The sequence below is a fragment of the Stenotrophomonas sp. AC248 genome (assembly GCF_979258185.1).
In genome coordinates, this window is sequence record NZ_OZ409840.1 from 3,037,650 (window position 1) to 3,062,673 (window position 25,024).

Annotated in this window: 20 protein-coding genes; 11 read left to right on the forward strand and 9 right to left on the reverse strand. The window is 66.2% G+C overall.

Going from position 1 to position 25,024, the window contains the following annotated elements; translation table 11 throughout:
• Positions 1-159: 159 nt before the first annotated feature.
• The 3 genes from ACZ0AE_RS13885 to prmB are packed head-to-tail and all read right to left on the reverse strand — an operon-like array spanning position 160 to position 3,237.
• On the reverse strand, positions 160-1,215 hold the full coding sequence (locus ACZ0AE_RS13885) for a 2-hydroxyacid dehydrogenase (RefSeq protein WP_463601391.1): 1,056 nt from the start codon (positions 1,213-1,215) through the stop codon (positions 160-162).
• Positions 1,208-2,311, reverse strand: a complete 1,104-nt coding sequence (aroC, locus tag ACZ0AE_RS13890) for a chorismate synthase (protein ID WP_428712027.1) — start codon at positions 2,309-2,311, stop codon at positions 1,208-1,210. Before aroC ends, ACZ0AE_RS13885 begins: the two co-directional genes overlap by 8 nt.
• Complete coding sequence (gene prmB, locus ACZ0AE_RS13895; protein ID WP_038687192.1) at positions 2,308-3,237, reverse strand: 50S ribosomal protein L3 N(5)-glutamine methyltransferase; 930 nt, start codon at positions 3,235-3,237, stop codon at positions 2,308-2,310. Before prmB ends, aroC begins: the two co-directional genes overlap by 4 nt.
• Before the next feature lie 89 nt (positions 3,238-3,326).
• Between prmB and ACZ0AE_RS13900 the strand changes: the two genes are divergently transcribed.
• From ACZ0AE_RS13900 to asd, 3 genes are all read left to right on the forward strand, one after another.
• On the forward strand, positions 3,327-3,479 hold the full coding sequence (locus ACZ0AE_RS13900) for a hypothetical protein (protein WP_463601392.1): 153 nt from the start codon (positions 3,327-3,329) through the stop codon (positions 3,477-3,479).
• 626 nt (positions 3,480-4,105) lie between these two features.
• The gene (locus tag ACZ0AE_RS13905; protein ID WP_137191730.1) at positions 4,106-4,756 is read left to right on the forward strand and encodes an SCO family protein; all 651 of its coding nucleotides are present in this window, start codon (positions 4,106-4,108) and stop codon (positions 4,754-4,756) included.
• Positions 4,753-5,595 carry an archaetidylserine decarboxylase gene (gene asd, locus ACZ0AE_RS13910; protein WP_463601393.1) on the forward strand — a complete coding sequence of 281 codons (843 nt, stop codon included), beginning with the start codon at positions 4,753-4,755 and terminating at the stop codon, positions 5,593-5,595. Before ACZ0AE_RS13905 ends, asd begins: the two co-directional genes overlap by 4 nt.
• A gap of 173 nt (positions 5,596-5,768) precedes the next feature.
• Here asd and ACZ0AE_RS13915 read toward each other — a convergent pair whose 3' ends face one another.
• Both ACZ0AE_RS13915 and ACZ0AE_RS13920 read right to left on the reverse strand, forming a co-directional pair.
• Positions 5,769-6,110, reverse strand: coding sequence for a ribonuclease E inhibitor RraB (locus ACZ0AE_RS13915; RefSeq protein ID WP_141058945.1), 342 nt, complete (start codon positions 6,108-6,110; stop codon positions 5,769-5,771).
• 85 nt (positions 6,111-6,195) lie between these two features.
• Entirely contained in the window at positions 6,196-7,800 is a 1,605-nt protein-coding gene (locus tag ACZ0AE_RS13920) for a transglycosylase SLT domain-containing protein (RefSeq protein ID WP_038687186.1), read from the reverse strand.
• Between the two features lie 134 nt (positions 7,801-7,934).
• Between ACZ0AE_RS13920 and ACZ0AE_RS13925 the strand changes: the two genes are divergently transcribed.
• Positions 7,935-9,440 (forward strand): helicase HerA-like domain-containing protein, encoded by a 1,506-nt coding sequence (locus tag ACZ0AE_RS13925; protein ID WP_463601394.1) that lies wholly within the window; start codon positions 7,935-7,937, stop codon positions 9,438-9,440.
• Between the two features lie 9 nt (positions 9,441-9,449).
• Positions 9,450-9,956 carry a transcription elongation factor GreB gene (gene greB / locus ACZ0AE_RS13930; RefSeq protein ID WP_038687182.1) on the forward strand — a complete coding sequence of 169 codons (507 nt, stop codon included), beginning with the start codon at positions 9,450-9,452 and terminating at the stop codon, positions 9,954-9,956.
• 325 nt (positions 9,957-10,281) lie between these two features.
• On the opposite strand, the gene ACZ0AE_RS13935 is transcribed toward greB, so the two are convergent.
• Both ACZ0AE_RS13935 and rimO read right to left on the reverse strand, forming a co-directional pair.
• Positions 10,282-11,112, reverse strand: a complete 831-nt coding sequence (locus ACZ0AE_RS13935) for a DUF3025 domain-containing protein (RefSeq protein WP_463601395.1) — start codon at positions 11,110-11,112, stop codon at positions 10,282-10,284.
• Positions 11,109-12,473 (reverse strand): 30S ribosomal protein S12 methylthiotransferase RimO, encoded by a 1,365-nt coding sequence (rimO, locus tag ACZ0AE_RS13940; RefSeq protein WP_038687178.1) that lies wholly within the window; start codon positions 12,471-12,473, stop codon positions 11,109-11,111. Before rimO ends, ACZ0AE_RS13935 begins: the two co-directional genes overlap by 4 nt.
• 204 nt (positions 12,474-12,677) lie before the next feature.
• Between rimO and ACZ0AE_RS13945 the strand changes: the two genes are divergently transcribed.
• The 3 genes from ACZ0AE_RS13945 to ACZ0AE_RS13955 are packed head-to-tail and all read left to right on the forward strand — an operon-like array spanning position 12,678 to position 13,951.
• On the forward strand, positions 12,678-13,349 hold the full coding sequence (locus ACZ0AE_RS13945) for a dienelactone hydrolase family protein (RefSeq protein WP_463601396.1): 672 nt from the start codon (positions 12,678-12,680) through the stop codon (positions 13,347-13,349).
• Complete coding sequence (locus tag ACZ0AE_RS13950; RefSeq protein WP_038687173.1) at positions 13,346-13,768, forward strand: HIT domain-containing protein; 423 nt, start codon at positions 13,346-13,348, stop codon at positions 13,766-13,768. Before ACZ0AE_RS13945 ends, ACZ0AE_RS13950 begins: the two co-directional genes overlap by 4 nt.
• 15 nt (positions 13,769-13,783) lie before the next feature.
• Positions 13,784-13,951 carry a LiaI-LiaF-like domain-containing protein gene (locus tag ACZ0AE_RS13955; protein WP_019182647.1) on the forward strand — a complete coding sequence of 56 codons (168 nt, stop codon included), beginning with the start codon at positions 13,784-13,786 and terminating at the stop codon, positions 13,949-13,951.
• Positions 13,952-14,198: 247 nt separating this feature from the next.
• On the opposite strand, the gene dcd is transcribed toward ACZ0AE_RS13955, so the two are convergent.
• Both dcd and apbC read right to left on the reverse strand, forming a co-directional pair.
• Entirely contained in the window at positions 14,199-14,771 is a 573-nt protein-coding gene (gene dcd, locus ACZ0AE_RS13960) for a dCTP deaminase (RefSeq protein ID WP_463601397.1), read from the reverse strand.
• 171 nt (positions 14,772-14,942) lie between these two features.
• Positions 14,943-15,800 carry an iron-sulfur cluster carrier protein ApbC gene (gene apbC, locus ACZ0AE_RS13965; protein ID WP_038687168.1) on the reverse strand — a complete coding sequence of 286 codons (858 nt, stop codon included), beginning with the start codon at positions 15,798-15,800 and terminating at the stop codon, positions 14,943-14,945.
• Positions 15,801-16,205: 405 nt separating this feature from the next.
• Between apbC and ACZ0AE_RS13970 the strand changes: the two genes are divergently transcribed.
• The 3 genes from ACZ0AE_RS13970 (at position 16,206) to ACZ0AE_RS13980 (ending at position 24,940) form a co-directional block, all read left to right on the forward strand.
• Positions 16,206-19,010, forward strand: a complete 2,805-nt coding sequence (locus ACZ0AE_RS13970) for a TonB-dependent receptor domain-containing protein (RefSeq protein ID WP_038687166.1) — start codon at positions 16,206-16,208, stop codon at positions 19,008-19,010.
• 917 nt (positions 19,011-19,927) lie between these two features.
• Entirely contained in the window at positions 19,928-22,828 is a 2,901-nt protein-coding gene (locus tag ACZ0AE_RS13975; protein WP_463601398.1) for a TonB-dependent receptor domain-containing protein, read from the forward strand.
• Positions 22,829-22,939: 111 nt separating this feature from the next.
• Positions 22,940-24,940 carry an alpha/beta hydrolase family protein gene (locus ACZ0AE_RS13980; RefSeq protein WP_448134128.1) on the forward strand — a complete coding sequence of 667 codons (2,001 nt, stop codon included), beginning with the start codon at positions 22,940-22,942 and terminating at the stop codon, positions 24,938-24,940.
• Positions 24,941-25,024: the final 84 nt, after the last annotated feature.

Consider the following 25,024-nt stretch of genomic DNA (forward strand, 5'->3'; position numbering starts at 1 on the left):
CCTCGTGTTGGGTGTACCGACCAACGGTCGGTACCTACCGTGTTTTTGGAGGGGTGTACCGATCAACGATCGGTACCTACCGGGATAGTGAATGTGCGTGCCGACCAACGATCGGTGCCTGCCGGTTCGGGAACCTCGCCTGTTGGCTGGGGAGGTTCCCTATCGTTTTGCGTCGCCGACTTTTTTGCCGCCCACGGTCGCGCCGCCGGCTTTCGCGGCGGCCACAGCGTCGGCGTTGATCGCGCTCGGCGGGTGGCCGGCGTTCGGGCCCAGCCCCAGCGCGGCGGTGAGGTTGTCCACGGCCAGCTGCACCATCGCCCGGCGCGTGGCCTGGCTGGCGCTGCCGATATGCGGGGTCAGCACGATGTTGTGCAGGGCCAGCAGTTCCGGGCGCACCGTGGGCTCGCCTTCGAACACGTCCAGTCCGGCCGCGGCGAGGCGGCCGTTGGCCAGCGCGTCGGCCAGCGCCACTTCGTCGACGATGCCGCCGCGGGCGATGTTCACCAGGGTGGCGGTCGGCTTCATCTTCGCCAATGCGCCGGCGTCGATGATGTGGTGGGAGGACGCGCTGTAGGGCAGCACCAGTACCAGGTGATCGGCCTGGGCCAGCAGCGTGTCGAGGTCGACGTACTGCGCGCCCACTTTGGCTTCGGTGGCGTCGGGCAGCCGCGAGCGGTTGTGGTACAGCACGCGCATGCCGAACCCGAGCGCGCCGCGGCGGGCGATGCCCTGGCCGATGCGCCCCATGCCGAGGATGCCCAGCGTGCTGCCGTGGATGTCCGCGCCGAGCAGGGTCTGGAACGACCACTGGCCCCACTGCCCATCACGCAGCCAGCGCTCGGCCTCGGTGATGCGACGGGCGGTGGCCATCAGCAACGCGAAGCCGAGGTCGGCGGTGGTTTCGGTGAGTACGTCCGGGGTGTTGCTGGCCAGGATGCCGGCGGCGCTGAGCGCCTCCACATCGAGGTTGTTGTAGCCCACGCCGACGTTGGCGATTGCGCGCAGTTGCGGGGCGTTGGCGATCTCGGCCGCGCCGATGCGCTCGTTGAGGGTGATCAGCGCGCCGTCGACCTCGGCCAGCCGCTCCGCCAACTGCTGTGGCGTATAGCGGGTGACCTCGCCGGTCATGTCCAGGTCGACATGCTGCCCGAGCTGTTCGACCACATCGTCGAACAGCGGCTGGCTGACCCAGACCCGGGGGCGGCGATCAGCCATCGATCGATCCGGGGATGCGCGGGGTGATGGTACCCACGTCGCCGCACTGCGCGCGGTGGCGCAGGGCCTGGTCCATCAGCACCAGCGCCATCATCGCCTCGGCGATGGGGGTGGCGCGGATGCCCACGCACGGGTCGTGGCGACCGGTGGTGATCACATCGACCGCGTTGCCGTCGGCATCCACCGTGGCGCCGGGCAGGCGCAGGCTGGAGGTGGGCTTGAGCACGATCGAGGCGGTGACCTGCTGGCCGGTGGAGATGCCACCGAGGATGCCGCCGGCATGGTTGCTGGCAAAGCCCTGCGGGGTGATCAGGTCGCGGTGCTCGGTGCCCAGTTGGGCGGCGCTGGCGAAGCCGTCGCCGATCTCCACGCCCTTGACCGCGTTGATGCTCATCAGCGCCGCGGCCAGTTCACCGTCGAGCTTGCCGTAGATCGGCTCGCCCCACCCCGGCGGCACGCCGTCGGCGACCACGTTGACGCGCGCGCCGACCGAGTCGCCGGACTTGCGCAGCGCGTCCATGTAGCTTTCCAGCGCGGGCACCTGTTCGGCCACTGGCCAGAAGAACGGGTTGTCTTCCACCGCCGACCAGTCGTGCCCGGTGGGGGTGATCGCGCCCAGCTGGGACAGGTAGCCCCGCACGGTCACGCCATAACGCTGCTGCAGCCACTTCTTGGCGATGACGCCGGCGGCCACACGCATGGTGGTTTCGCGCGCGGACGAGCGGCCGCCACCGCGCGGGTCGCGGATGCCGTACTTCTGCCAGTAGCTGTAGTCGGCATGGCCCGGGCGGAACTGCTGGGCGATGGCGGTGTAATCCTTGCTGCGCTGGTCGGTGTTGCGGATCAGCAGCGCGATGGGGGTGCCGGTGGTGCGGCCTTCGTAGACGCCGGACAGGATCTCGACGTCGTCGGCTTCGCGACGGGCCGAGGTATGCCGGCTCTTGCCGGTGGCGCGACGCTGCAGGTCGTGGTCGAACTCACCGGCGCTGATTTCCAGCCCCGGCGGGCAGCCATCGATCACGCAGCCGATCGCCGGACCATGCGATTCGCCGAAGGTGGTGACGGTCAGCAGTGTGCCGAAGCTGTTGGAACTCACGGCCGCTGCGCTGCCAGTTCGGTGATGCGCGCGCTGTGGGCGATGAGCTCACGGCATTCAACGGCGAAGATGCCCATCTGGCCGACCTTGAATTCGATCCAGGCAAAGTCGACTTCGGGCAGGAGCTTGATCAGATGCTGTTCGGACTCGCCTACTTCGCAGATCAGCAGGCCATCTTCGCTGAGGTGCAGCGGGGCGTCGCGCAGGATCTTGAGGACGAGGTCGAGGCCGTCGGGGCCGGCCCGCAGGCCCATGTCCGGCTCGTAGGAATACTCCTGCGGCAGGGCATCGGTTTCGTCGTTGGTGACGTAGGGCGGGTTGGTGACGATCAGGTCGTAGTGGCGGCCGGTGAGGCCGTTGAACAGGTCGGACTTGATCAGGGTGACGTTGTGCGCCTGGAGGCGTTCTTTGTTCTCATGCGCCAGGGCCAGGGCATCGTCGCTGAGGTCGACGCCGTCCACTTCCCAGTTGGGGTAGTAGTGGCCGATGGCGATGGCGATGCAGCCCGAGCCGGTGCAGAGGTCGAGGGCGCGATGGACGTCGCGGCCGGCCAGCCAGGGTTCGAAGCCGGTTTCGATGAGTTCGGCGATGGGCGAGCGCGGGACGAGGGCGCGGCTGTCACTCTTGAAGCTGAGGCCGGCAAACCAGGCTTCGCCGGTGAGGTAGGCGGCGGGGAGGCGTTCGTTGATGCGACGTTCGAACAGGGCCAGCACCTCGGCCTTTTCAGGCGTGGTGACGCGGGCGGCGCCGTAGGCGGGGCCGAGGTCATGCGGCAGGTGCAGGCTGTGCAGGACGAGTTGGGTGGCTTCGTCCAGGGCGTTGTCGTAGCTGTGCCCGAAGGTGAGGCCTGCGGCATTGAAACGGCTGGTGCCGTAGCGGATCAGGTCGATGATCGTGTGAAGTTCGGCGGCCGTTTCGGCAGTCATGGCAAGGCAACAGACAGTGTGGCCCCCGATTATAGGCGACCCCATGCCCCCCGGCATCCGTTGCAGTCGAAAGTGGTTGGGTTGGGGGTTTGGAGGCCTGGAGCGAGGTCAAGGTCAAGGTCAAGGTCAAGGTCAAGGTCAAGGTCAAGGTCAACTTCAACGTCAAAGGCGGCGCTGCGTTGGTGGCGGGCTGGGTCGGGGTGGGTGGGCCGGCGGGACACGCCGCAAGTACGTCCTTGTAGGCTCCGCCACCGCATCCATGCGGTGGAGGGTCCCGCCAACCCACCCACCCCGCCCCCCGACACGCTGCCTTTGCCGCATTGAGAGCAGATCAAGGGCAAGTGCCAGAGCAGCCTCCTGCGCCCGCACGGGGTGGGAGAGGTAGTGCCGAGCCTTGCTCGGCACCTCCCTACCCTCCCCACAACCGGCCCCCTCCCCTTGCCCCAACCCCAATCGCTCTGCCAGTGAAATGCACTGGCCCGACCCACCTTGCCCTTGCCCTTGCCTCGAGCCTTGCCTTGGCCCTTGCCCTTACCCAAGGGGCACCAGCCAACTGTCGAGCGTCGGCACGGGTGGGGTTGCGGGGCCCTGAGGCGCATGGATGCGCCGACGGAGCTTACATGGACGTACTTGCAGCGTGCCCCGCAACCCCACCCGTGCCGGCGCCGCCTCCGATCGCTGCACACAAAGGCTTCGGCTCCGGCTCCGGCTTCGGCTCCGGCTTCGGCTCCGGCTTCGGCTTTAGCTCCGGCTTTTGCCTTCGCTTCAGACCTACGCTCTTCAAAGAATCACCCCAACAAACCCCAAAAGACCCAACAGCGCCGCCGCCGCCCCTATCATGGTGGCCCCTTCCGGGAACGGGCTTTCCATGTTCAATCGCAACGTCGGCATCATCCTGCTCATCGCCCTGGCCGCCGGCCTGGGCCTGGTCGCCGCGCAGAAAGTGTTCGCGCCCAAGCCGGCCAGCGATCGCCCCGCTACCGAATCGATCACCTTCTATCCCCAGCCGCGGCCCCTGCCTGACTTCAACCTCAGCCAGTCCGACGGCACCCGCCTCATTCCCGGCGAGCTCAAAGGCCACTGGACCCTCGTGTTCCTCGGCTTCACCTTCTGCCCCGACGTCTGCCCCACCACCCTGGCCGACCTCGCCCAGGCCCAGAAACAGTGGGAAGCCCAGCCTGACACCCTGCGCCCGCGCCTGGTGTTCATCTCCGTGGATCCCGAGCGTGACACCCCGGCCCGCCTCGGCGAGTACGTGCACGCCTTCCACAAGGACACCCTGGCCGCCACTGCCGACGTCCCCTCGCTCGAACGCTTTGCCACCTCGCTCGGCTTCGTGTTCCAGAAAGTGCCCGGCAAACAGTTTGATGAGAATCCCGAGGATTACACCCTCGAACACTCGGCCAGCCTGGCCGTGCTGGACCCGGACGGCAAACTTGCCGGCCTGATCCGCCCCCCTTTCAATGCGCAGGCCATTGCCCGCGATCTGCAGACGCTGACCGAGAAAACCGCACCATGAGCCTGACCACCACGCTGAGCTACGTCCTGCCCCACCGCCTGCTGTCCTCGATGGCACGGCGCCTGGCGTATTCCAGCAACCCGCGGATCTCGCGCTGGCTGATCGACACCGTGACCGAGAAGTTTGGCGTCAACCTGGCCGAGGCCGCCAATCCCGACCCGCGCAGCTATGCCACCTTCAACCAGTTCTTCACCCGCGCGCTCAAGCCCGGCGCCCGCGTGGCCGCGCCCGACCCGCGCACCCTGGTGATGCCCGCCGATGGCCGCATCAGCCAGCTCGGCGCCATCGAGGACGGCCGCATCTTCCAGGCCAAGGGGCAGTCGTTCACCGCCGCCGAACTGCTCGGCGACGCCAAGGATGCCGAGGTCTTCCACCACGGCCTGTTCGCCACCCTGTACCTGTCGCCCAAGGACTACCACCGCGTGCACATGCCGTGGACCGGCACCCTGCGCGAAACCGTGCATGTGCCCGGCCGTCTGTTCAGCGTGGGCCCGGCCGCGGTCAACAACGTCCCCGGCCTGTTCGCCCGCAACGAGCGCCTGGTCTGCCATTTCGATACCGACTTCGGCCCGATGGTGTCGGTGATGGTGGGCGCGCTGCTGGTGTCCGGCGTGGAAACGGTGTGGGGTGGTGAAGAGATTCCGGCGTACGGCGACTCGATTACCCGCAAGGACTATCGCGGCAAGGGCATCACGCTGGAGCGGTTCGCGGAGATGGCGCGCTTCAACTACGGCTCCACCGTGATCATCCTGCTGCCGCCGGGCGTGGCCGAGTTCGCCCCGCACCTGGATGCCGAGCATGCCGTGCAGCTGGGTCAGGCGCTGGCCACCTTGAAGTAACGGCGGTGCCGGCCGCTGGCCGGCATTGCAGGCATTACGGTAGTGCCGGCCGCTGGCCGGCATCGCGGGCACTACGGGGAGCCGGCCAGCGGCCGGCACTACCTTGGGCTCACGTCCACAAAAAAACGCCCCGGGAGACCGGGGCGTTTTTCGTGGGACGCGGTCCGCTGCGGTCAGATCTCGACCGGGCCGACGTCCATGCCGTCGTAGTCTTCCACGCCATTGGCTTCGGCCAGCGCCTGCAGCTCGTGGTTGCGGGCGTCCAGCGAGGCTTCGCTGTGCACTTCGGCGCGCTCCACGTGCAGCACGTGGTACGGCGCCTCGCCCTCTTCCAGGTCCGGCTCGAAGATCTCGACCAGGCTGTAGCCCATGCCGACCAGCTTCTCGCCCAGGCCGCTCAACGGCTCCGGGGTGGTGTTGACGAAGAAATAGCCCCACAGCATCGGGCCATTGAGGTCCCAATCGGTGTTTTCGCGGATGTTGGCGAACATCTCGTTGATTGCGGTGATATCCATCGTCTTGTCCTGTATGCGTGACCCGGTGGCCGAAAGGGAGTGGCCGCGGGCGTGATGCCGGCAGCCTACTCCATTGGGCGTGTGCTTACTTGCCGCAGCCCTGCAGCTTGAGCACCTGGCCCTGCCGGAGCGCGTAGGCCGGGGCCTTCAGACCGTTGGCACGGGCCAGTTCACGCACGTCGCACTGGAACTTGTCGGCGATCGCGCCCAGGGTCTGGCCCTTGCCTACCTTGTGGCTGCGCGCCGGCTTGGCCTTGGGCTTTGCCGCAGGCGTGGCCACCGGGGCGACCGGCGTGGACGCCACCGCACTGGCCTGCACCTGCGCCACCGGGACCACGCTGCCCACCGCCACGTTGCCGGTGTAACTGGCCGCGGCGGGGCGCACGATCGCGGCGTTGAGGTCGGCGGTGATCAGGGTGCGTGCCAGGTCCGCGCGCGGGCCGCTGACGCAGTACCGGTTGTACAGCCCGGCGATGCGGGTGGTGGCGTTGATCGTGGTACCGGCCGGAATCCAGCCGTCGGCCTCATAGCGCGGGTTGAGGTTGCGCAGCGCGCGCATGTAACCGTCGCGGGTGCCGGCACTGCCCAGGCAGATGGTCAGCTCGTAGATGGTGGTGGACTTGGCCAGCCGGATCGTCGCCGGCTGCGCGCTGATCTTCGGGAACTCCACGCCGTACTGCTGCGGGTGCAGGAAGATCCAGGCCGCGGCGATCACCATCGGCACGTAGTCCTTGGTTTCACCGGGGAACTGGTTGTACACGCTGTCCACCCAGAAGCCCTGGCCGCCACTCTGCTTGAACACGCGCACGGCCCGGCCTTCGCCGCCGTTGTAGCCGGCCAGCGACAGCTCGACGCTGCCGTTGAGCTCGCGCATGCGCTCGTTGAGGTAGGTGGCGCTGGCCTCGGCGGCGCTGCGCGCGTCGAAGCGGGTATCGAAGCCGGTGCCATCCGGGCCCAGCCCGAAGCGGCGGCCGGTAGCCGGCATGAACTGCATCAGGCCGGCCGCACCGGCGCGCGAGGAGGCGTGCACGCGGCCATTGGATTCCTTGGCCATGATCCCGAACAGCAGCGCCTCGGGCAGGCCGCGCTTCTCCCACTCGGGCCACATCACCTGGCGCAGGTTCTGATAGTTCTCGTAGGTGGTCATCAAGGCCGGGCGCATGTCGGTAAGCCAGCGGCGGATGCCGGCCTGCACTGCCGGGTTGTACTCGACCATGTTGTCGAAGGCGTGGCGCTTGTCGTTGAGCAGCGCGGCCGCACGCGCCGCTTCCGGCACGTCGGCCGACAGCGGGCCGATGTGGTCCGGGTCGGCTTCCAGCAGGCCGCCGTCGCTGGCCAGCTCGTCGCCCTCGCCATCACGGGTGTCGGCGTTGTCCTTCAGCAGGCGCTTGTAGGCCGGCAGCATGTTGCTGACCTGGCAGCCCTTCTGGGCGACACAGGCGCTGATCACATCCTCCATGTCCTCCAGGGCGGCATCGCCTTCGTTCTTGCCCTTGGGATCGGCATTGGCCACCAGCACCAGCGCATCGCGGTAGCGCTTCTCGGCAGCGGCCATGCGCTGGTCCAGCGCATCGATCTTCACCCGGTCACGGGCCGAAACCCGCTGCGCATGGGCCTCCGGCACGAACGAGAGCATTGCAGCGAGCGCCAACAGCGGCCAACCACGGACAAGCAAGACAGGAACGGGCATTTTTGGCACTGTGTGCGAAAGATGGGGCAGAGTAGCCGCGCCACTTGCATCGGGGCAACCCGGTCGGCCCGGCAACCTGCGTCGACGTTTAGAATCCCGCCCATTCACACAGCACCAGCACAAGCGAGTTGACCATGGATCCGATCCTGCTCGGCAAAGGCATCACCGACGATATCGCCGTGACCCTGCAACCCCGTCTGGGCAATCGCCATGGTCTGGTGGCCGGGGCCACGGGCACCGGCAAGACCGTCACCCTGATGACCCTGGCAGAAGGCTTTTCACGGATCGGCGTGCCGGTGTTCCTGGCCGATGTGAAGGGCGACGTGTCCGGCCTGGCCGTGGCCGGTGCGGGTACCGAGGCCTTGGTGCAGCGGGCACGGGAGATTGGCGTGGCCGACTACGCCCCCGCCGCCAGCCCGGCGATCTTCTGGGATCTGTACGGCAAGCTGGGGCACCCGGTGCGCACCACCGTGAGCGAGATGGGCCCCACGCTGCTGGGCCGCATCCTGGAACTCAACGACACCCAGTCCGGCGTGCTCGACATCGTGTTCAAGCTGGCCGACGACCGCGGCCTGCTGTTGCTGGACCTGGATGACCTGCGCGCCCTGCTCGGCCTGGTGGCTGACGAACGCAAGGACATCTCCACCGAATATGGCCTGGTCAGCGCGCAGACGGTGGCGGCAATCCAGCGCTCGCTGCTGCGCCTGTCGCAGGACGGCGGCGAAGCCTTCTTCGGCGAGCCGGCGCTGGAACTGGCCGACATCATGCGGGTCAACCATGACGGCCGTGGCGTGATCGGCATCCTGGCCGCCGACCAGCTGGTCCTCAAGCCCAAGCTGTACTCGACGTTCCTGCTGTGGCTGCTGTCGGAGCTGTTCGAAACCCTGCCCGAAGTGGGCGACCTGGACAAACCGAAGCTGGTCTTCATCTTCGATGAGGCCCACCTGCTGTTCGACGATGCGCCGCCGGCGCTGGTGCAGCGCATCGAGCAGGTGGTGCGGCTGATCCGCTCCAAGGGCGTGGGCGTGTACTTCTGCTCGCAGTTCCCCGACGACGTGCCGGCCAACATCCTGGGGCAGCTCGGCAACCGCGTGCAGCATGCGCTGCGCGCCTTCACCCCGCGCGACCAGAAGGCGGTGAAGACCGCCGCCGAAACGTTCGTGCCCAATCCCAAGCTCGACGTGGCGGCCGTGCTGGCCAAGCTCGGCACCGGTGAGGCACTGGTGTCCACGCTGCAGGACAAGGGCATCCCCTCGCCCGTGCAGCAGACCCAGATCGCCCCGCCCCGCTGCCGGATGGGTGCCATCACCGAGGCCGAACGCGCCCAGGTGCGCGCTGGCAGCCCGGTGGGCAGCCGCTACGACACCGCGATCAACCGCGAGTCGGCGGCCGAACTGCTGGCCCAGCGCGCGCAGAAGGTGGTCGCGCAGGCCGATACGCCCAAGGCCCGCACGCGCGAGCAGGACGAACAGCAGGAAGGCGGCTTCGGCCAGTCGATCAAGGACGCCATCTTCGGCACCAAGCGCCGCCAGGGCATGATCGAAACCATGGCCAAGCAGACCACCCGGACCGTGGGCAGCAAACTGGGCAACCAGATCGTGCGCGGCATCCTGGGCGGGCTGTTCGGCGGCAAGCGCTGAGCGATACCGATGTCGCGTTGGCGTCCCCCGGCGGAAAAGAGTACGGCCCTGATCACCGCACAGGGCCATCAGCGGTTGAAGACTGAACTGGACGACCTGTGGCGGGTGCGCCGGCCGGAGGTGGTCAAGGCGCTGGCTGCGGCGGCTGCCGAGGGGGATCGCTCGGAGAATGCCGAGTACACCTACCGCAAGAAGCAGCTGGGCGAGATCGACCGGCGCGTGCGCTACCTGACCAAGCGGCTGGAATCGCTGCGCGTGGTCGACACCACCCCGACCGATCCGCAGGCGGTGTTCTTCGGCGCCTGGGTGGAGCTGGAGAATGTGGACAGCGGCGATACCAGCCGCTACCGCATCGTGGGCCCGGACGAGACCGACGCCGCCACCGGCTGGATCAGCATCGATTCGCCGCTGGCGCGGGCGTTGTTGAAGAAGCGCGTGGACGACGAGTTTGAAGTGGAGCTGCCCAGCGGCCGCCACGGCTTTGCGATCCTGGCGGTGGAGTACGGCGCGGGCTGAGGCTTTTGCGCCGTTCAACGCACGGCGTTACCGGGTGGTGCGCCGCTATCGGCGGTTGTTTGGGAACCAACCCTACCGTGTGGGGCGTCCTGGCGCGCCGGCGGAACGGGAATGTCCATCGGCGATGGCCGCAGCGCCATCCGGGCGTTGAGGGCTGCCCGCTGTTGGTAGGGTCGCATCCCGATCGACTGCCATGGGATTCGCCGCGTTCGGTATTGGCATGAGCATCGGCGACAAAGGCCTTTGCGTCGCTCAGCGCACGGCGTTACCGGGTGTGGCGCCGCTACCGGCGGTTGTTTGGGAACCAACCCTACCGTGCGCGGCCTTACGCGTCCTGCGGCGCGGGATAGCCCCTGCCGTCGCGCAGCGGCCGGAAATAATCGGCCTGCCGGTAAAACGCCGCATCCTGCTGCGGATGCCAGCCGGGAATGCCCGCCAGCGGCAACGGCCGCAGCTCCAGCGGATCGTTGAGCACGCGTCCGCTCTGGATCATCCGCGCGACCTGTGCCACGGCGCGCGCATCCTCGTCGGCGCACACCACCACGCACTTGCCCACCAGCAGACGCCCCGGCAACAAGGCCTGTTCCATCAACGCGTGGCCGATCACCGCCGCCACGGCGATCTCGCCGCTGCGCCACTGCCCTGCCCCATCCACGAACACCGCCGCCCAGTCATGCCGGTCCCAGGCCTGCACCATCGCCGGATCGCGCACCCGCACGATCACGCCGGTTTCGTCGAACTGGGTCAGCGCCGCCTGCGCACGGTTGCGCTGCTGCGGACCATGGCAGCCGATGTGCAGGCATTGGCGTGCATTGAGCGCATGCTTGATCGCCGCATGGCATGCCCACACCAGCGCGTTGAACAGGTCGTGCCAGTTCGCCGCGCGGGTGGCAATGCGGCCCTGCGCAATGCGTTGTTCGTAGTGCAGGCCATCGGCCAGCAGCGCGTCGTCCTGCTCGACCAGGTGCCGGCCCGGCAATGCCAGGCGGGCATCGAGCGCCGCGACGGTCGGCCAGTCGGCCGCCGTCAGCAGATCGGCGTAGCGGGAGAACCCGGCAAACAGCGGCTGGGCGAAGACGTCCGCCGCCACGGCGCCACGTAGCGGTGCGATGAAACGGCGGCGCGTGCCACCGGCATCGACCGCCGCCGCGGTCACAGCACCTGCAGGTCGAACGGCTTGCGGGCCGCCGCGTCGATCAACGCGTCGCCGTACAGGTCGTGGTCGTCGCTCTCGGTGATCTCCACGTCGACGAACTGGCCCACGCGCAGGCGGGCTTCCTCGGCATTCTGGATGTGCACCAGACCATCGATTTCCGGCGCGTCGGCCTTGGACCGGGCCACCGCGATGCCATCTTCGATCGCATCGACCAGGCACTGCTGCACGGTGCCGATCTTGGCCTCCAGGCGCGCGGCGGAGATCTCTGCCTGGCGTTCCATGAAGCGCGCCAGGCGCTCCTGCTTCACTTCCTCGGGCACCGCATCAGGCAGGTCGTTGGCCGTGGCACCGGTCACCGGCGAGTAGGCGAATGCGCCCACGCGGTCCAGCTGCGCCTCGTCCAGGAAGCCCAGCAGTTCCTCGAACTCGGCGTCGGTCTCGCCGGGGAAGCCGACGATGAAGGTCGAGCGCACGGTGATGTCCGGGCACAGCTGGCGCCAGCGCTGCACGCGCTCGAGGGTCTTGTCGACCGCACCCGGGCGCTTCATCAGCTTCAGGATGCGCGGGCTGGCGTGCTGGAACGGAATGTCCAGGTACGGCAGGATCCGGTTTTCGGCCATCAGCGGCACGATCTCGTCCACGTGCGGGTACGGATACACGTAGTGCATGCGGGTCCAGGCATCCAGTTCGGACAGGCCTTCGCACAGCGCCTTGAGCCGGGTCTGGTAGGCCTTGTCGCGCCACATGCGCTCGGCGTACTTCACATCCACGCCGTAGGCCGAAGTGTCCTGGGACACCACCAGCAGTTCCTTCACCCCACCGCGCACCAGCCGCTCGGCCTCGCGCAGCACCTCATCGACCGGGCGCGAGACCAGCTTGCCGCGCATCGACGGAATGATGCAGAAGCTGCACTTGTGGTTGCAGCCTTCGGAGATCTTGAGGTACGCGTAATGGCGCGGGGTCAGTTTGATGCCGTAGTCGGGCACCAGGTCCACGAACGGATCGTGCTTGGGCGGCAGCGCGGCGTGCACGGCCTCCATGACGCTGATGTAGTCCTGCGGGCCGGACACCGCCAGCACGTTCGGGTACGCCTCGCGGATCTGCTCGGGGCGCTTGCCCAGGCAGCCGGTGACGATGACCTTGCCGTTGGCGTTCATCGCCTCGCCGATCGCATCCAGCGACTCGGTCACGGCCGAATCGATGAAGCCGCAGGTGTTGACCACCACGACGTCGGCCGCATCGTAGGAGGGCACGATGTCGTAGCCCTCCGAGCGCAGCTGGGTGAGGATGCGTTCGGAATCGACGAGCGCCTTCGGGCAGCCAAGGCTGACGAAGCCGACTTTGGGGTTCAGCTGGGACATGGAATCGCGGGACTCTGGGGGCCTGGGCCCATGCCGGAATGGCGTGGGGACCTGGGGCCGGAAACGGCGGCAAGTATACCGACGTTGGGCCCCGGGCCCTGAATCGCATCGGGGCGATCCCGCCAGACCCGGCACGGTCGCTGACACGGCCCTAACCGGCGCGCGGCCGATAATGAACGCCTGAACCAACAGGAGTCACGCATCATGGGTGAGTGGGTCACGCTCGATACGCACCACGGTCCGGTCCGGGCCTGGCAGGCCACGCCGGCGGGCAAGCCCCGGGGCGGGCTGGTGGTCATCCAGGAGATCTTCGGGGTCAACGCGCACGTGCGCGAGGTGGCCGAGGGCTTTGCCGCGCAGGGCTACGCGGTGCTGGCGCCGTCGTTCTTCGACCTCATCGACGGGGTGGACGCCGCCCCCGATGCCCTGCCCTACGACCCGGACGGGGTGAAGCAGGGGCTGGAACGGGTGAACGCGCTGGGCGTGGAGAAGGCATTGGAAATCGTCCGCGCCGCGGCTTCGCGGCTGGCCCCGGCCGGCAAGGTGGGCACGGTGGGCTACTGCTGGGGCGGCAGCATCGCGCTGTTGTCGGCGCTGCGGCTGGGCCTGCCGTCGGTCAGCTATTACGGGGCGCGCAACGTGCAGTTCCTGGACGAACCACCCAAGGCGCCGGTGATGTTCCACTTCGGCGCCCAGGACAAGAGCATCCCGCCCGAGGCGATCGCCGCCCACCGCGAGAAGCTGCCGCAGATGGCCACCTTCGTGTACCCGGCCGACCACGCCTTCAACCGCAGCGTCGGACATGCGTATGATCCAGACAGCGCCACCCTGGCGCTGGAACGCACCCTGGACTTCTTTGCGGAGCATCTTGGATGAGCGAGTTCGAACTGGATCCACGCCTGGCCACCGATAGCGTACTGGTAGCAGAAGGGCCATTGTCGCAAGTGCGATTGATGAACGACGAGCGTTACCCCTGGTTGATCCTGGTGCCCCGGCTGGCCGGCATCACCGAGTGGATCGACCTGGACGGCGATCAGCAGGACAAACTGCGCACCGAGTTGAACCGTGCCTGCAAGGCGCTCAAGGGCACCGACGGGGTGGAGAAGATCAACATCGGCGCACTGGGCAACATCGTGCGCCAGTTGCATTTCCACGTGATCGGCCGCCACGTTGGCGATCCGGCGTGGCCGGGCCCGGTATGGGGCCAGGGCCAGGCACACCGTTTCGATCCGGCGGTGCTGGCCGAACGTGTCGCGCACTGGAAGGAACGGCTAGGATATTCGCCCCAGCCCTAGCGGACCCTGCCCCTGATGCGTTCCAACCTTGTCGCTGCCATCGTCCTGATCCTCGTCGGCCTGTTCCTGCTGGCCAGCAATCTGGGCTGGACCAACATGAACATGGGGAAGCTGATCCTCACCTGGTGGCCGGTGGTACTGGTGGCGGTGGGCATCGGACTGCTGTTCGGCCGCGGCAAGTAGAGCGGACCGTTGGTCCGCTGCTTTTTGGTCCGCTGCTTTTTGGTTACCACGCTGCACTCCGGACCAAGCCACAAAAAAGCGCGGATTACTCCGCGCTTTTTTTGTGGTCGCCCCCCTTGATGGGTAACGGCAACCGCAGAGGCAGCCGACCAACGGTCGGCTCTACAGGCGCGGACGCGGCAGCACGCCCGGCGATCGATCAGGTGCGCCGCGCCACCCGCGTGGTCATCGCCACACGCGCGGGTGATCAGGTCCGCGGCAGGGTCACGCCGGTCTGGCCTTGGTACTTGCCACCGCGGTCCTTGTAGGACGTCTCGCAGATATCGTCCTTGTCGGCCTGGAAGAACAGCATCTGGGCCACGCCTTCGTTGGCATAGATGCGCGCCGGCAGCGGCGTGGTGTTGCTGAATTCCAGGGTCACATGGCCTTCCCACTCCGGTTCCAGCGGGGTCACGTTGACGATGATGCCGCAGCGCGCGTACGTGCTCTTGCCCAGGCACACCACCAGGGTGTCACGCGGGATGCGGAAGTACTCCACCGTGCGCGCCAGCGCGAAGCTGTTGGGCGGGATGATGCACTCGTCGCCCACGATGTCCACGAAGCTGCCCGGGTCGAAGTGCTTGGGATCGACGATGGTGGAGTTGATGTTGGTGAACACCTTGAACTCGGGCGAGCAGCGCACGTCGTAGCCGTAGCTGGAGGTGCCGTAGCTGACGATGCGCTGGCCGTTGGCCTGCTTGACCTGGCCAGCTTCGAACGGCTCGATCATCGCCTGCTGTTCGGCCATCTGACGGATCCAGCGGTCACTCTTGATGCTCATGGGGGGTCCTGGGTGCGGAAAGGAACAACGGCACCGCCAACGGGCGCCCGGGCCACGATTCTAAACAGCCACCCGGGTTGCGGCCAGCTGCGATGCAGGGGGCGCAGGCAACAAGGCCCGGCAATGCCGGGCCTTGTGCGGTTCAGACGTGCCAGGCCCAGGGCCGGGCGGTCAGATCAGGGAGGACAGGATCGGGATGCTGGCGCGCGGGCGCTTGGCCACTTCCTCGATCAGGCGCTCGGCCGCGCGCAGGTAGGCCTGGGCGGCTGCCGAGTCCGGCAATGCGGCGGTGATCGGCGTGCCGGCATCGCCCTGCTCGCGGATGCCGATTTCCAGCGGCAGCGACCCCAGCAGCGGCACGCCGTACTGCGCGGCCATGCGCTCGCCGCCGCCATCGCCGAACAGGTGCTCGCGGTGGCCGCAGTTGCTGCAGGTGTGCACGGCCATGTTCTCCAGGATGCCCAGGACCGGCACTTCCACCTTCTCGAACATCTTCAATGCCTTCCTGGCGTCCAGCGTGGCGATGTCCTGCGGCGTGGTGACGATCACCGCGCCGGCCAGCGGAATCTTCTGGGTCAGGGTCAGCTGGATGTCGCCGGTGCCCGGCGGCAGGTCGATCAGCAGATAGTCCAGGTCATCCCAGAGGGTGTCATTGAAGAACTGGGTCATCGCCGAGGTGGCCATCGGGCCGCGCCAGATCATCGGCGTCTCGTCTTCGATCAGGTAGCCGATCGACATGGTCTCCACGCCGAAGGCGCGCATCGGTTCGATCGACTTGTTGTCCGGGCTTTCCGGGCGGCCGCTGAGGCCGAGCATGGCCGGCACGCTCGGACCGTAGATGTCGGCATCAAGCAGGCCCACGCGCGCGCCCAGTTTGGCCAGCGCCACGGCCAGGTTCACCGCCGTGGTGGACTTGCCCACGCCGCCCTTGCCCGATCCCACGGCAATCACGTTGCGGATGCGCGGATGCGGGCTGAGCCCTTTCTGCACCTGGCTGGCGTGGGGACGACGCGACTGACTGCTGCTCACTGCATGGCTCCGGGAAGACCGCGATGGGAACCGGCAACTATACAACCCCGGCCGGGCCGCGCCCCGCTGTGATGGGCAGCAGTGCACGCCGCACCGTGTTTTCCCACCGGTCGCATCACGCAGCGCAGCTGCAACGGCTGCCGCTGATGGAAACTTGTCCAAGTATCTCGGTTGTTAACTTGTATGGATATTCATCATTTATTCATTGTTATTATGAAACGACACCAAGGTAATCCGTAACCGTATGTTTTTCATGAATAATTTTCGGAATAAACGAATAATGTTTCCAAGACATTTATTTCAAGTTAAGCCTGTGTTACGGTCGAAAAACGCTGAAACCCAGCTGAACGATCCGGGTATTGCCAGGAAAGGGAATACCGCGCCATTACCAGTACGGAGATCCACATGTTCCGCAAAGGCCTCAAGTACCCGCGTCACCCGCTTACCGCCGCCGTCCTGTCCGGCCTGCTGCTCGCCAGCGCAAGCGCGTTCGCCCAGGATGCGGCGACGACCGAACTGAGCCGCGTCACCGTCACCGGCTCGCTGATCCCGCAGACCGAGATCGAAAACCACACGCCGGTGCTGACCGTCACCGCCGAGGACATCCAGACCCGCGGCTTCTCCAGCGTGGCCGAAGTGCTGCAGCAGAACTCGCTCACCACCGGCGGCCTGCAGGGGGGCCAGAGCTCGGCATCGTTCACCCAGGGTGCCGAGGCGTCGGGGATGTTCGGGCTCAACCCGGGCTACACCAAGTACCTGATCAATGGGCGGCCGATGCTGTCCTACCCTGCCCTCTACAACGGCAGCGACACCTTCAACAACCTCAGCGGCATTCCGATCGACATCGTCGAGCGCATCGAGATTCTGCCCGGCGGGCAGTCCTCGCTGTATGGCTCGGACGCGATCGCCGGCGTGGTCAACATCATCCTCAAGGACCGCATGGACGGCGGCGTGCTCAACGTGCGCGGCGGCGCTTATACCGAGGGCGGTGGCAACAGCTTCCGGCTCAGCGGTGCGCATGGCTTCAATGCGTTCGACGACCGCTTCCACGCGCTGGTCAACGTGCAGTATGAGAAGAGCAGCCCGATCTGGGGCTACCAGCGCGACCTGACCAAGGTGAACAATCCGGTCGGTTATTCGGCGCAGGTCCCCACCAACGACTTCCTGGTGTACCTGCCCGACCAGCAGAACGCCTATGTGATGATGGATCCCACCCGGTGCGCAGGCGTTGCGGGGCAATTCGGTGGCACCACCGTGCTCGGCACGCGCGCGACCGGCGAATCCTGCGGCTCGGCTTACAGCCCCGGCTACAAGACACTCAAGAACGGCAAGGAAAGCAGCCAGTTCTACACCTCGATGAGCTTCGATGTGAACGACAATTTCCAGTTGTTCGGCGATGCGCTCTACAGCCTGGAAGAAGTCGATTACACCTCCGGCTCGGGCTATGCGTTCTGGGGCAGCGATGTGGGCTTTGGCCAGTTCTATGACCAGTCCAGCCAGCAGTACATGAACCTGCAGCGCGCCTTCGCACCGGAAGACATCAGCGGCGCCGGCTACCGCGACATCCTCAGCACCGACCGCAACAAGTCCTACCAGGTCACCCTGGGCGGCCGCGGCAGCGCCGGCAACTGGGATTACAGCGCCAGCTTCAGCCGTGGCGAATATCGCCTGACCGAGCGCAGCTTCGCGCGCTGGGCCGACGAGATCGACGGCTACTTCGAAGACCATGTGCTCGGCCCGGTGCTGGGTACCACCGATGACGGCTACAACATCTACAACCCCAACTGGGGTGCGTTCTACTCGCGCCTGCCCGCGGGCGACTTCCAGACCTTCACCGGCTTCACCTACAACGAAAGCAAGACCTGGCAGAACCTGGGCCGCGTGCAGATCACCAACGGCTCGCTGTTCACCCTGCCCGGCGGCGATGCGGGCTTTGCGGTGGTCGCCGAGGGCGGCAGCGAAGGCTGGTCCTACCGTCCCGACCAGCGCCTGCTTGATGGCGAGGTGTGGGGCACCACGGCCGTGTCCGGCGCCGGTCACCGCAGCAACTACGCGCTGACCACCGAGCTGCGCATGCCCTTGCTGGAGTCGCTCACCGTGACCGGCTCCGGGCGCTACGACGCGTTCAAGATCGCCAACAACACCGTGGACAAGGCGACCTACAGCATCGGCGTGGAATTCCGCCCGATCGAGAGCCTGCTGTTCCGCGGCAAATACGGCACCGCGTTCCGGGCGCCCAGCCTGTCCGACGCCTTCCAGGGCCGCAGCGGTTACTACGCCAACGCCTCCACCGACTACTACCGGTGTGGCCAGCTCGGCTATGACCCGGCCGATACCCTCGGCTGCGCCTACGACAACGAATCGGTGTTCGGCGAGCAGTCGGGCAACCCCGACCTGCAGCCCATCACCGCCGATGTCTGGAACGCCGGCATCGTGTGGGCACCGATGAACAATCTGTCGGTGTCGGTGGACTACTACAACTGGAAGATCAAGAACGAGGTCAACACCCTGTCCTCTGACCAGTTGCTGTTGGCCGAGTACTACTGCCGCAACGGCCTGACCAACAACACCTCGGCCAGCTGCCAGAACGTCGACGACTGGATCACCCGCGATGCGGCCGGCAACCTGGAGCAGATCTACACGCCCAAGTTGAATGTCGCCGCGCAGAACCTGCAGGCGGTCACGGCCAGCTTCAAGTACGTGCAGGAGATCGGCCGCTTCGGGGCACTGCAGTTCGGCGCCAACTACACCAACATGATCAAGCGCGAACTGCAGCCGCAGCCGGGCGATGCGTTCCTGGACCTGCTGCGCGACCCGTACGCGATGTGGAACTACGACCAGTACGCCAAGGTGCGCACCGACGGTTCGGTCGGCTGGGCCAAGGACAAGTGGACCACCACGCTGTACTTCAACTACATCGGCAAGACCCCCAACCGCATGGCCTACCTGGGCAACGGCTATGACTACGTGCATTCGTCCGGTTACAAGGCCGGCAAGTGGGGCTCCTACACCACCTACAACCTGAGCGTGAACTACCAGGCGCTGGAAGACCTGACCCTGTCGGTGATGGTCAACAACGTGTTCAACAAGATGCCCGACGGGCAGGCGCACAGCTACGCCGGCAACGTGGGCGCGCCGTACAACAGCAACATCTACAACCCCTACGGCCGCGCGGTGTACGTGCAGGCCAAGTACGACTTCGGCAGGTAAGCGCCGGCGTCAGCGTTCAGAAGGGCCCCGCTTCGGCGGGGCTTTTTTTTGGTTCTTCGCCCATCTGCGGGGCAAGCAAAAACGTGCCTTGACGCTTTTCAGGCGCGGCCGTCGGCGAGTCGGGCGCTGGGCCCCCATGCCCTTTCCGGCGAATGTCCTCCGGCGTCGGCCTGCGGCCGCCGCCTCCCCCTTTACTTCGCCTCCAAAGGCATGGGGGCCGAGCGCCCGACCCACCGACAGCGCCAGAAAAGCTGGCTTCCCCCTGCTTACCGCAAGCCGAGCCCCGTAGCGGCCGGTAGGCCTCTGGGCAAAATAAAGGAGGAGGCCGCCACGCGGCCGGGGGACATTTGCACCAGGGGCCTACCGGCCGTTACGGGGCCCTCACGCTCGCGACCGGCCTGATCGGGGACGCCAGCCGATCCGAACGGCGCCTGCACGCCCGGCCACCCGCGCACCGTCGTGCTCACCCTGCGACGGCCCTTGCAACAAGACGCCCTCCTCAGATGGGAGAAGAACCGTTTTTTGCCCTGACGAGTACTTATTCCAATATGTCATCAGCCATGAAAATGAACGATCCATGTACGTCCCGCCATGTCGCCCGGACAGCGCGGGACAGCCCGGAAATCTTCACACGGTCGTTTCAACCGCAACTAATTTTCGTGTAATCAATAACTTGGGCGAATCGCCCGCCATCATTGGCTTCAGCGCACCTATGTGCCGATCCTGCCTTTATGACGCGGTGATGAACAGTTGACAGTGCAAGTTAAGCTCGTGTTAACTTCTGGTCATCGGCTTGTGAAGCTGATTACAGGGGGCAGCGGTTGGGGCCCGTCGGGAGCACAAGGGTGTCGGATCCGGCCAAGAAGGCCTACATACCGCCACCTGGCGCACAGAACTGATTTCAAGGGGAACTATTCATGGCAAATCGCAACCTGCTCAGCCGCAACCCGCTGAGCTTTGCGCTGGCATCGGCGCTGCTCGTTTCGGCCGTCGCACCGGCCTTCGCACAGGAAGCCGGCAACGAGGTCGGCGGCAAGAACGCCACCAACCTGGACCGTGTTTCGGTGGTGGGCTCGCGCATCAAGCGGTCCGAAGTTGAAGGCCCGGCGCCGGTCACCGTGATTACCCGCGGCGACATCGACCGTGAAGGCTTCCAGACCGTCGGCGACATGCTGCAGACGCTGACCCAGAACACCACCGCCTCGTTCACCGGCGATCTGGCCGTGTCCGGCTTCACCCCCAACGCCCAGGTGGTCAACCTGCGCAACCTGGGTCCCGGCTACACCCTGACCCTGGTCAACGGCCGCCGCCCCGCCCAGTACCCGCAGCCCTACAACCGCGACAACAACGTCGCCAACATCAACTCCATTCCCAGCAGCATCGTCGAGCGCGTTGAAGTGCTGACCGGTGGTGCTTCGGCCATTTACGGTTCCGACGCCGTCGCCGGCGTGGTCAACATCGTGTTGCGCGAGCACTTCGACGGCAACCTGGTGCGCCTGACCACCGGCACCACCGCTGAAGGCGGCGGTGACACGGTGAATCTGGAGCTGACCGGTGGCCGTACCGGCGACCGCTGGAGCGCGGTGTGGGCATTGCAGTACAGCGACCGCGAACCGGTCTTCGCCAGCCAGCGCAAGTGGCTCTCGGACGTCCGCGAAGGGCCGCTGGGCAGCACCGCCACCCCCGGCCTGTCGCTGATCGCGATCCGCGGCCTGGCCTCGGCCAACGGCCCGGTCAACCACAATGCGTACTATCCCGGCCAAGCCAATTGCGATGCACTGGGCTTCACCACCGTAACCACCGCCGCCCGCGGTACCTACTGCGGCTCGTATGACAGCAGCGCTTCGCGCTCGATCTCCAACAAGCGCCAGTTCTACTCCGCCTACGGTTACGGCACCTTCGATTTCACCGACACCACCCAGGGCTGGGCCAGCGCGAACTACTACACCACCAACGGCAAGGCCAGCTCCGGCACGGAGTTCTGGGCCACCAACGGTGACAAGTTCAACATCCTGTCCAACGGCAGCACCAGCGCCTTCTACTACGATGCCGGCCTGCGCGACATCGTGCAGCTGCAGCGTGTGTTCACCGCCGATGAGCTGGGCGGCAACGAAGCGGCCAGCACCACCTACGACGAATACACCTACGACTTCGCCGCCGGCGTGCGTGGCACCATCGCCGATCGTTTCGACTGGGAAGCCAGCGGCGGTTACGGCTACTACAACTACAAGATGGACCGCCCGCGCCTGCTGGCAAAGTCGGTGCATGACTACTTCCTGGGCCCGCAGCTCGGCTGGAGCAACGCGACCGGCACCGGTACCGGTGTCTATCCGATCCATGCACTGAACCTGCAGCGCTGGGGCTCGCCGATCACCCCGGAGATCTACCAGTCGTTCGCCACCCGCGTGATCAACCGCTCTGAAACCAGCGTCGCCAACGCCAGCTTCAACATCAGCGGCGACCTGTTCGAACTGCCGGCCGGTGCCGTCGGCTTCGCCAGCGTGCTGGAGTGGAACCGTCAGAAGATGGACATGGTGAGCGATCCGCGCACCGACCAGCTGCGCCCGATCGATGGCCAGACCATCTACAACCTGACCAGCTCCGGCGAAACCCACGGTACCCGCGACCGTTACGCCGTTGGCGCCGAGTTCCGCGTGCCGATCTTCAGCAGCCTGAGTGCGAACGCGGCGGCCCGCTACGACAAGTACGACGATATCTCGTCGGTCGATGCGGCCAGCACCTACAACCTGGGCCTGGAATGGCGCCCGTTCAGCAACCTCATGCTGCGTGGCAGCTACGCCACCAGCTTCCGTGCGCCGGACATGCAGCTGATCTACGCCGGCGGTGCCGCGTCCTACACCACCGAGCTGGATGAGTACGCCTGCCGTTCCGGTACCGGTGCGGGTGCTGCCCAGGGTCCGCGTACGCGCACCCAGTGCAACGCGCCGACCAGCGATCCGACCAAGTACTCGGTGCAGACCCAGGTTGCCGGCAACCCGAACCTGACCGAAGAAAAGGGCAAGTCGTGGGGCGGTGGTTTCGTGTGGGACATCACCGACGGCATGTCGCTGACGGTCGACTACTACCGCATCCAGCTGGAAGACGCCGCCGCCCAGCTCAGCAACGACTACCTGCTGCGTGCCGAAGCGGCCTGCCGCCTGGGCAGCGCCAGCGACGGTCGTGCCGTGCCGAGCCCGTCGGTGTGCGCCAACGTTCAGAGCCTGATCACCCGTGTCAACCTGCCCGGCTCGCCGGATGACGGTCGCATCCAGCTCATCAACAACGCCTACATCAATACCGCTCTGCAGGACACCAGCGGCATCGATGCCAGCTACAAGTACGCGCTGGACACCGACCGTTGGGGCCGTTTCAACGTCGACCTCGGCTACTCGCTGACGCTGACCAACAAGTACAAGCAGACGGCCGACGACGAGCTGATCGACTACCGCGATCTGCCGCCGGAGTTCTTCTACTCCGAACGCAGCCGCGCCCGCGGCAGCCTGACCTGGACCAAGGGTGACTGGGCATCGACCGTCTTCGGTACCCGCTACGGTTCGGCCTTCAGCCAGGCCGAGGCGGACGGCGTCAATGCCGCAGGTGCCTTCTACCCGCGTCGCCTGGCTCCGTACTTCCTGTGGAACCTGAGCGTGGGCAAGAAGTTCGGTGAGAACGTGCTGGCAACCTTCCAGGTGGTCAACGTGTTCGACAACCAGTACCGCAAGGACAACAGCCGCACTGCCTACCCGTTCTTCGACCCGTACATCGGTGCCGATCCGCTGGGCCGCCGCTTCTACGTGAGCCTGCAGTACAAGTTCTGATCACCTCCGGGTGATGTAAGGATGCGTGGGAAAGCCCGGTCCTTGACCGGGCTTTCCTTTTTGACTGCCGCTGCCGGCGACGCAGCGGCCCTGGACAGGAAACAGGCACACATGCAGATGAAGTCGATGCTGTACGCACCCCTGGCACTGGCGATGGCACTTGCCGCATCGCTGCCGGTGGCACAGGCGGCCTCCCCGGCCAACACGCCTTACTCGATTGAAGATTTCGCCAAGCACGCCAGCTTCAGTTCGGCCAAGATCTCGCCCAACGGTGACTACCTGGCCATCAGCGTCGACCTGGGCGACCAGGACGTGCTGACCATCCTGCGCACCAGCGATCTCAAGGTGCTGAAGGTCAACCAGCTGCCGGACAAGAAAAGCGTCGGCAGCTTCCATTGGATCTCGCCCCAACGGCTGATGTTCAATGCAGTGAAAAAGCAGGGTGGCTATGCCCAGCCCTTCCCCACCGGGGAATGGTTCGCGGTGAACGCCGACGGCAGCCTGGCCCGCCCGGTGATCTTCTACGGCACCCGCGATGCCACCCAGCGCGGCAAGAGCGTCGGCAACGAGTCCTACTCGCTGCTGGACACCCTGCGCGGCGATGACCAGAACGTGATCATGCAGGTCCGCTACCCGCGCTCGTCCGAAGGCGCAGGCACCCAGGTGGTCAGCCTGGACACCATCAGTGGCCGGCGCACCCCGCTGGCCCGCGCGCCCAAGGAAAACTGCGACATCGCGCTGGACGCCGCCAAGGAGCCGCGGTTCGCAGTGTGCAGCTCCAGCCGCGATGAAAGCGGTGAGTACGACGAGCGCAGCGAGCTGTATCGCCGCGACGGCACCACCTGGACGCTGATCAATGCCTCCAAGGCGGACGGCAAGCACCTGCGTGTGCTGCGCACCACCGCCGATGGCACCGTCTACGCCGAGCAGGACGACGGCAAGCTGCCGGCGGCACTGGGTACGCTGGATACGGCCAGCGGCCAGTTCAACAGCCTGTTCCAGGACCCGGTCACCGATGTCTCGCAGATGATGTGGAGCACCGATGACAAGCGCTTGCTGGGCGTGATCAACCAGTCCGGCGCGCCCAAGGTCACGCTGATCGACGAAGACCACGCCGATGCGAAGTTGTACCAGTCGCTGGCCGCGGCCTTCCCCGACCAGATGGTGCAGTTCTCCAGCTATACCGAGGACGGCCAGAAGATCCTGGTGTCGGTCTACAGCGATACCAATCCCGGCGAGCTCTACCTGTTTGATCGCGGTACCGGCCAGGCCCGTTTCCTGCTCCAGGGGCGCGACTGGCTGGACCCCAAGCGCATGGCCAGCGTCACCTCGTTCACGCTCAAGGCTCGCGACGGCCGCCAGCTGTACGGCTACCTGACCGTGCCCAAGGGCGCAGAGGGCAAGCGGCTGCCGATGATCGTCAACCCGCATGGCGGCCCGATCGGTCCGCGCGACAACTGGGGCTTCAACCCGGAAGCGCAGCTGCTGGCCAGCCGCGGCTACGCGGTGCTGCAGGTCAACTTCCGCGGGTCCGGTGGCTATGGCAAGGCATTTGAAGAGGCCGGGCATCGGCAGTGGGCCGACGGCATCCAGAACGACATTCTGGATGCGACCCATTGGGCCATCGCCCAGGGCGTGGCCGACAAGGACCGCCTGTGCATCTACGGGGGCAGTTTCGGGGGCTATTCGGCGCTGATGGCACCGATCCGCGAACCGGGCCTGTTCAAGTGTGCGTTCGGCTATGTGGGCGTGTATGACGTGGACATGCTGTTCACCAAGGGCGACATCCCGCAGCGTGAGTCCGGCCAGCGCTACCTGCGCCGCACCCACGGCGTGGATCCGGCCGAACGCGCCAAGGCGTCGCCGGCCAAGCGTGCTGCCGAAGTCCGCATTCCCGTGTTCCTGGCCGCCGGCGCGCGCGATGCCCGTGCGGTGCCTGAGCAAACCGAACTGATGGCCAAGGCGTTGACCGAGGCCGGCAATGCGCCGGAAGAGGTGATCATCCAGTCCGGGGAAATGCATGGCTTCTACGGCGTCCCCGCACGCGTGAACCTGTACACGAAAATGCTGGCCTTCTTCGACCGCCATATCGGTACCGGCAGCAAGCGCTGACCGCAACAGGGGCGCGCGGCCGTCAGGTCGCGCGCCCTGTCTTTTGGCATAGTGACGTACGCCGCATGCGCCCGACCCGATCAC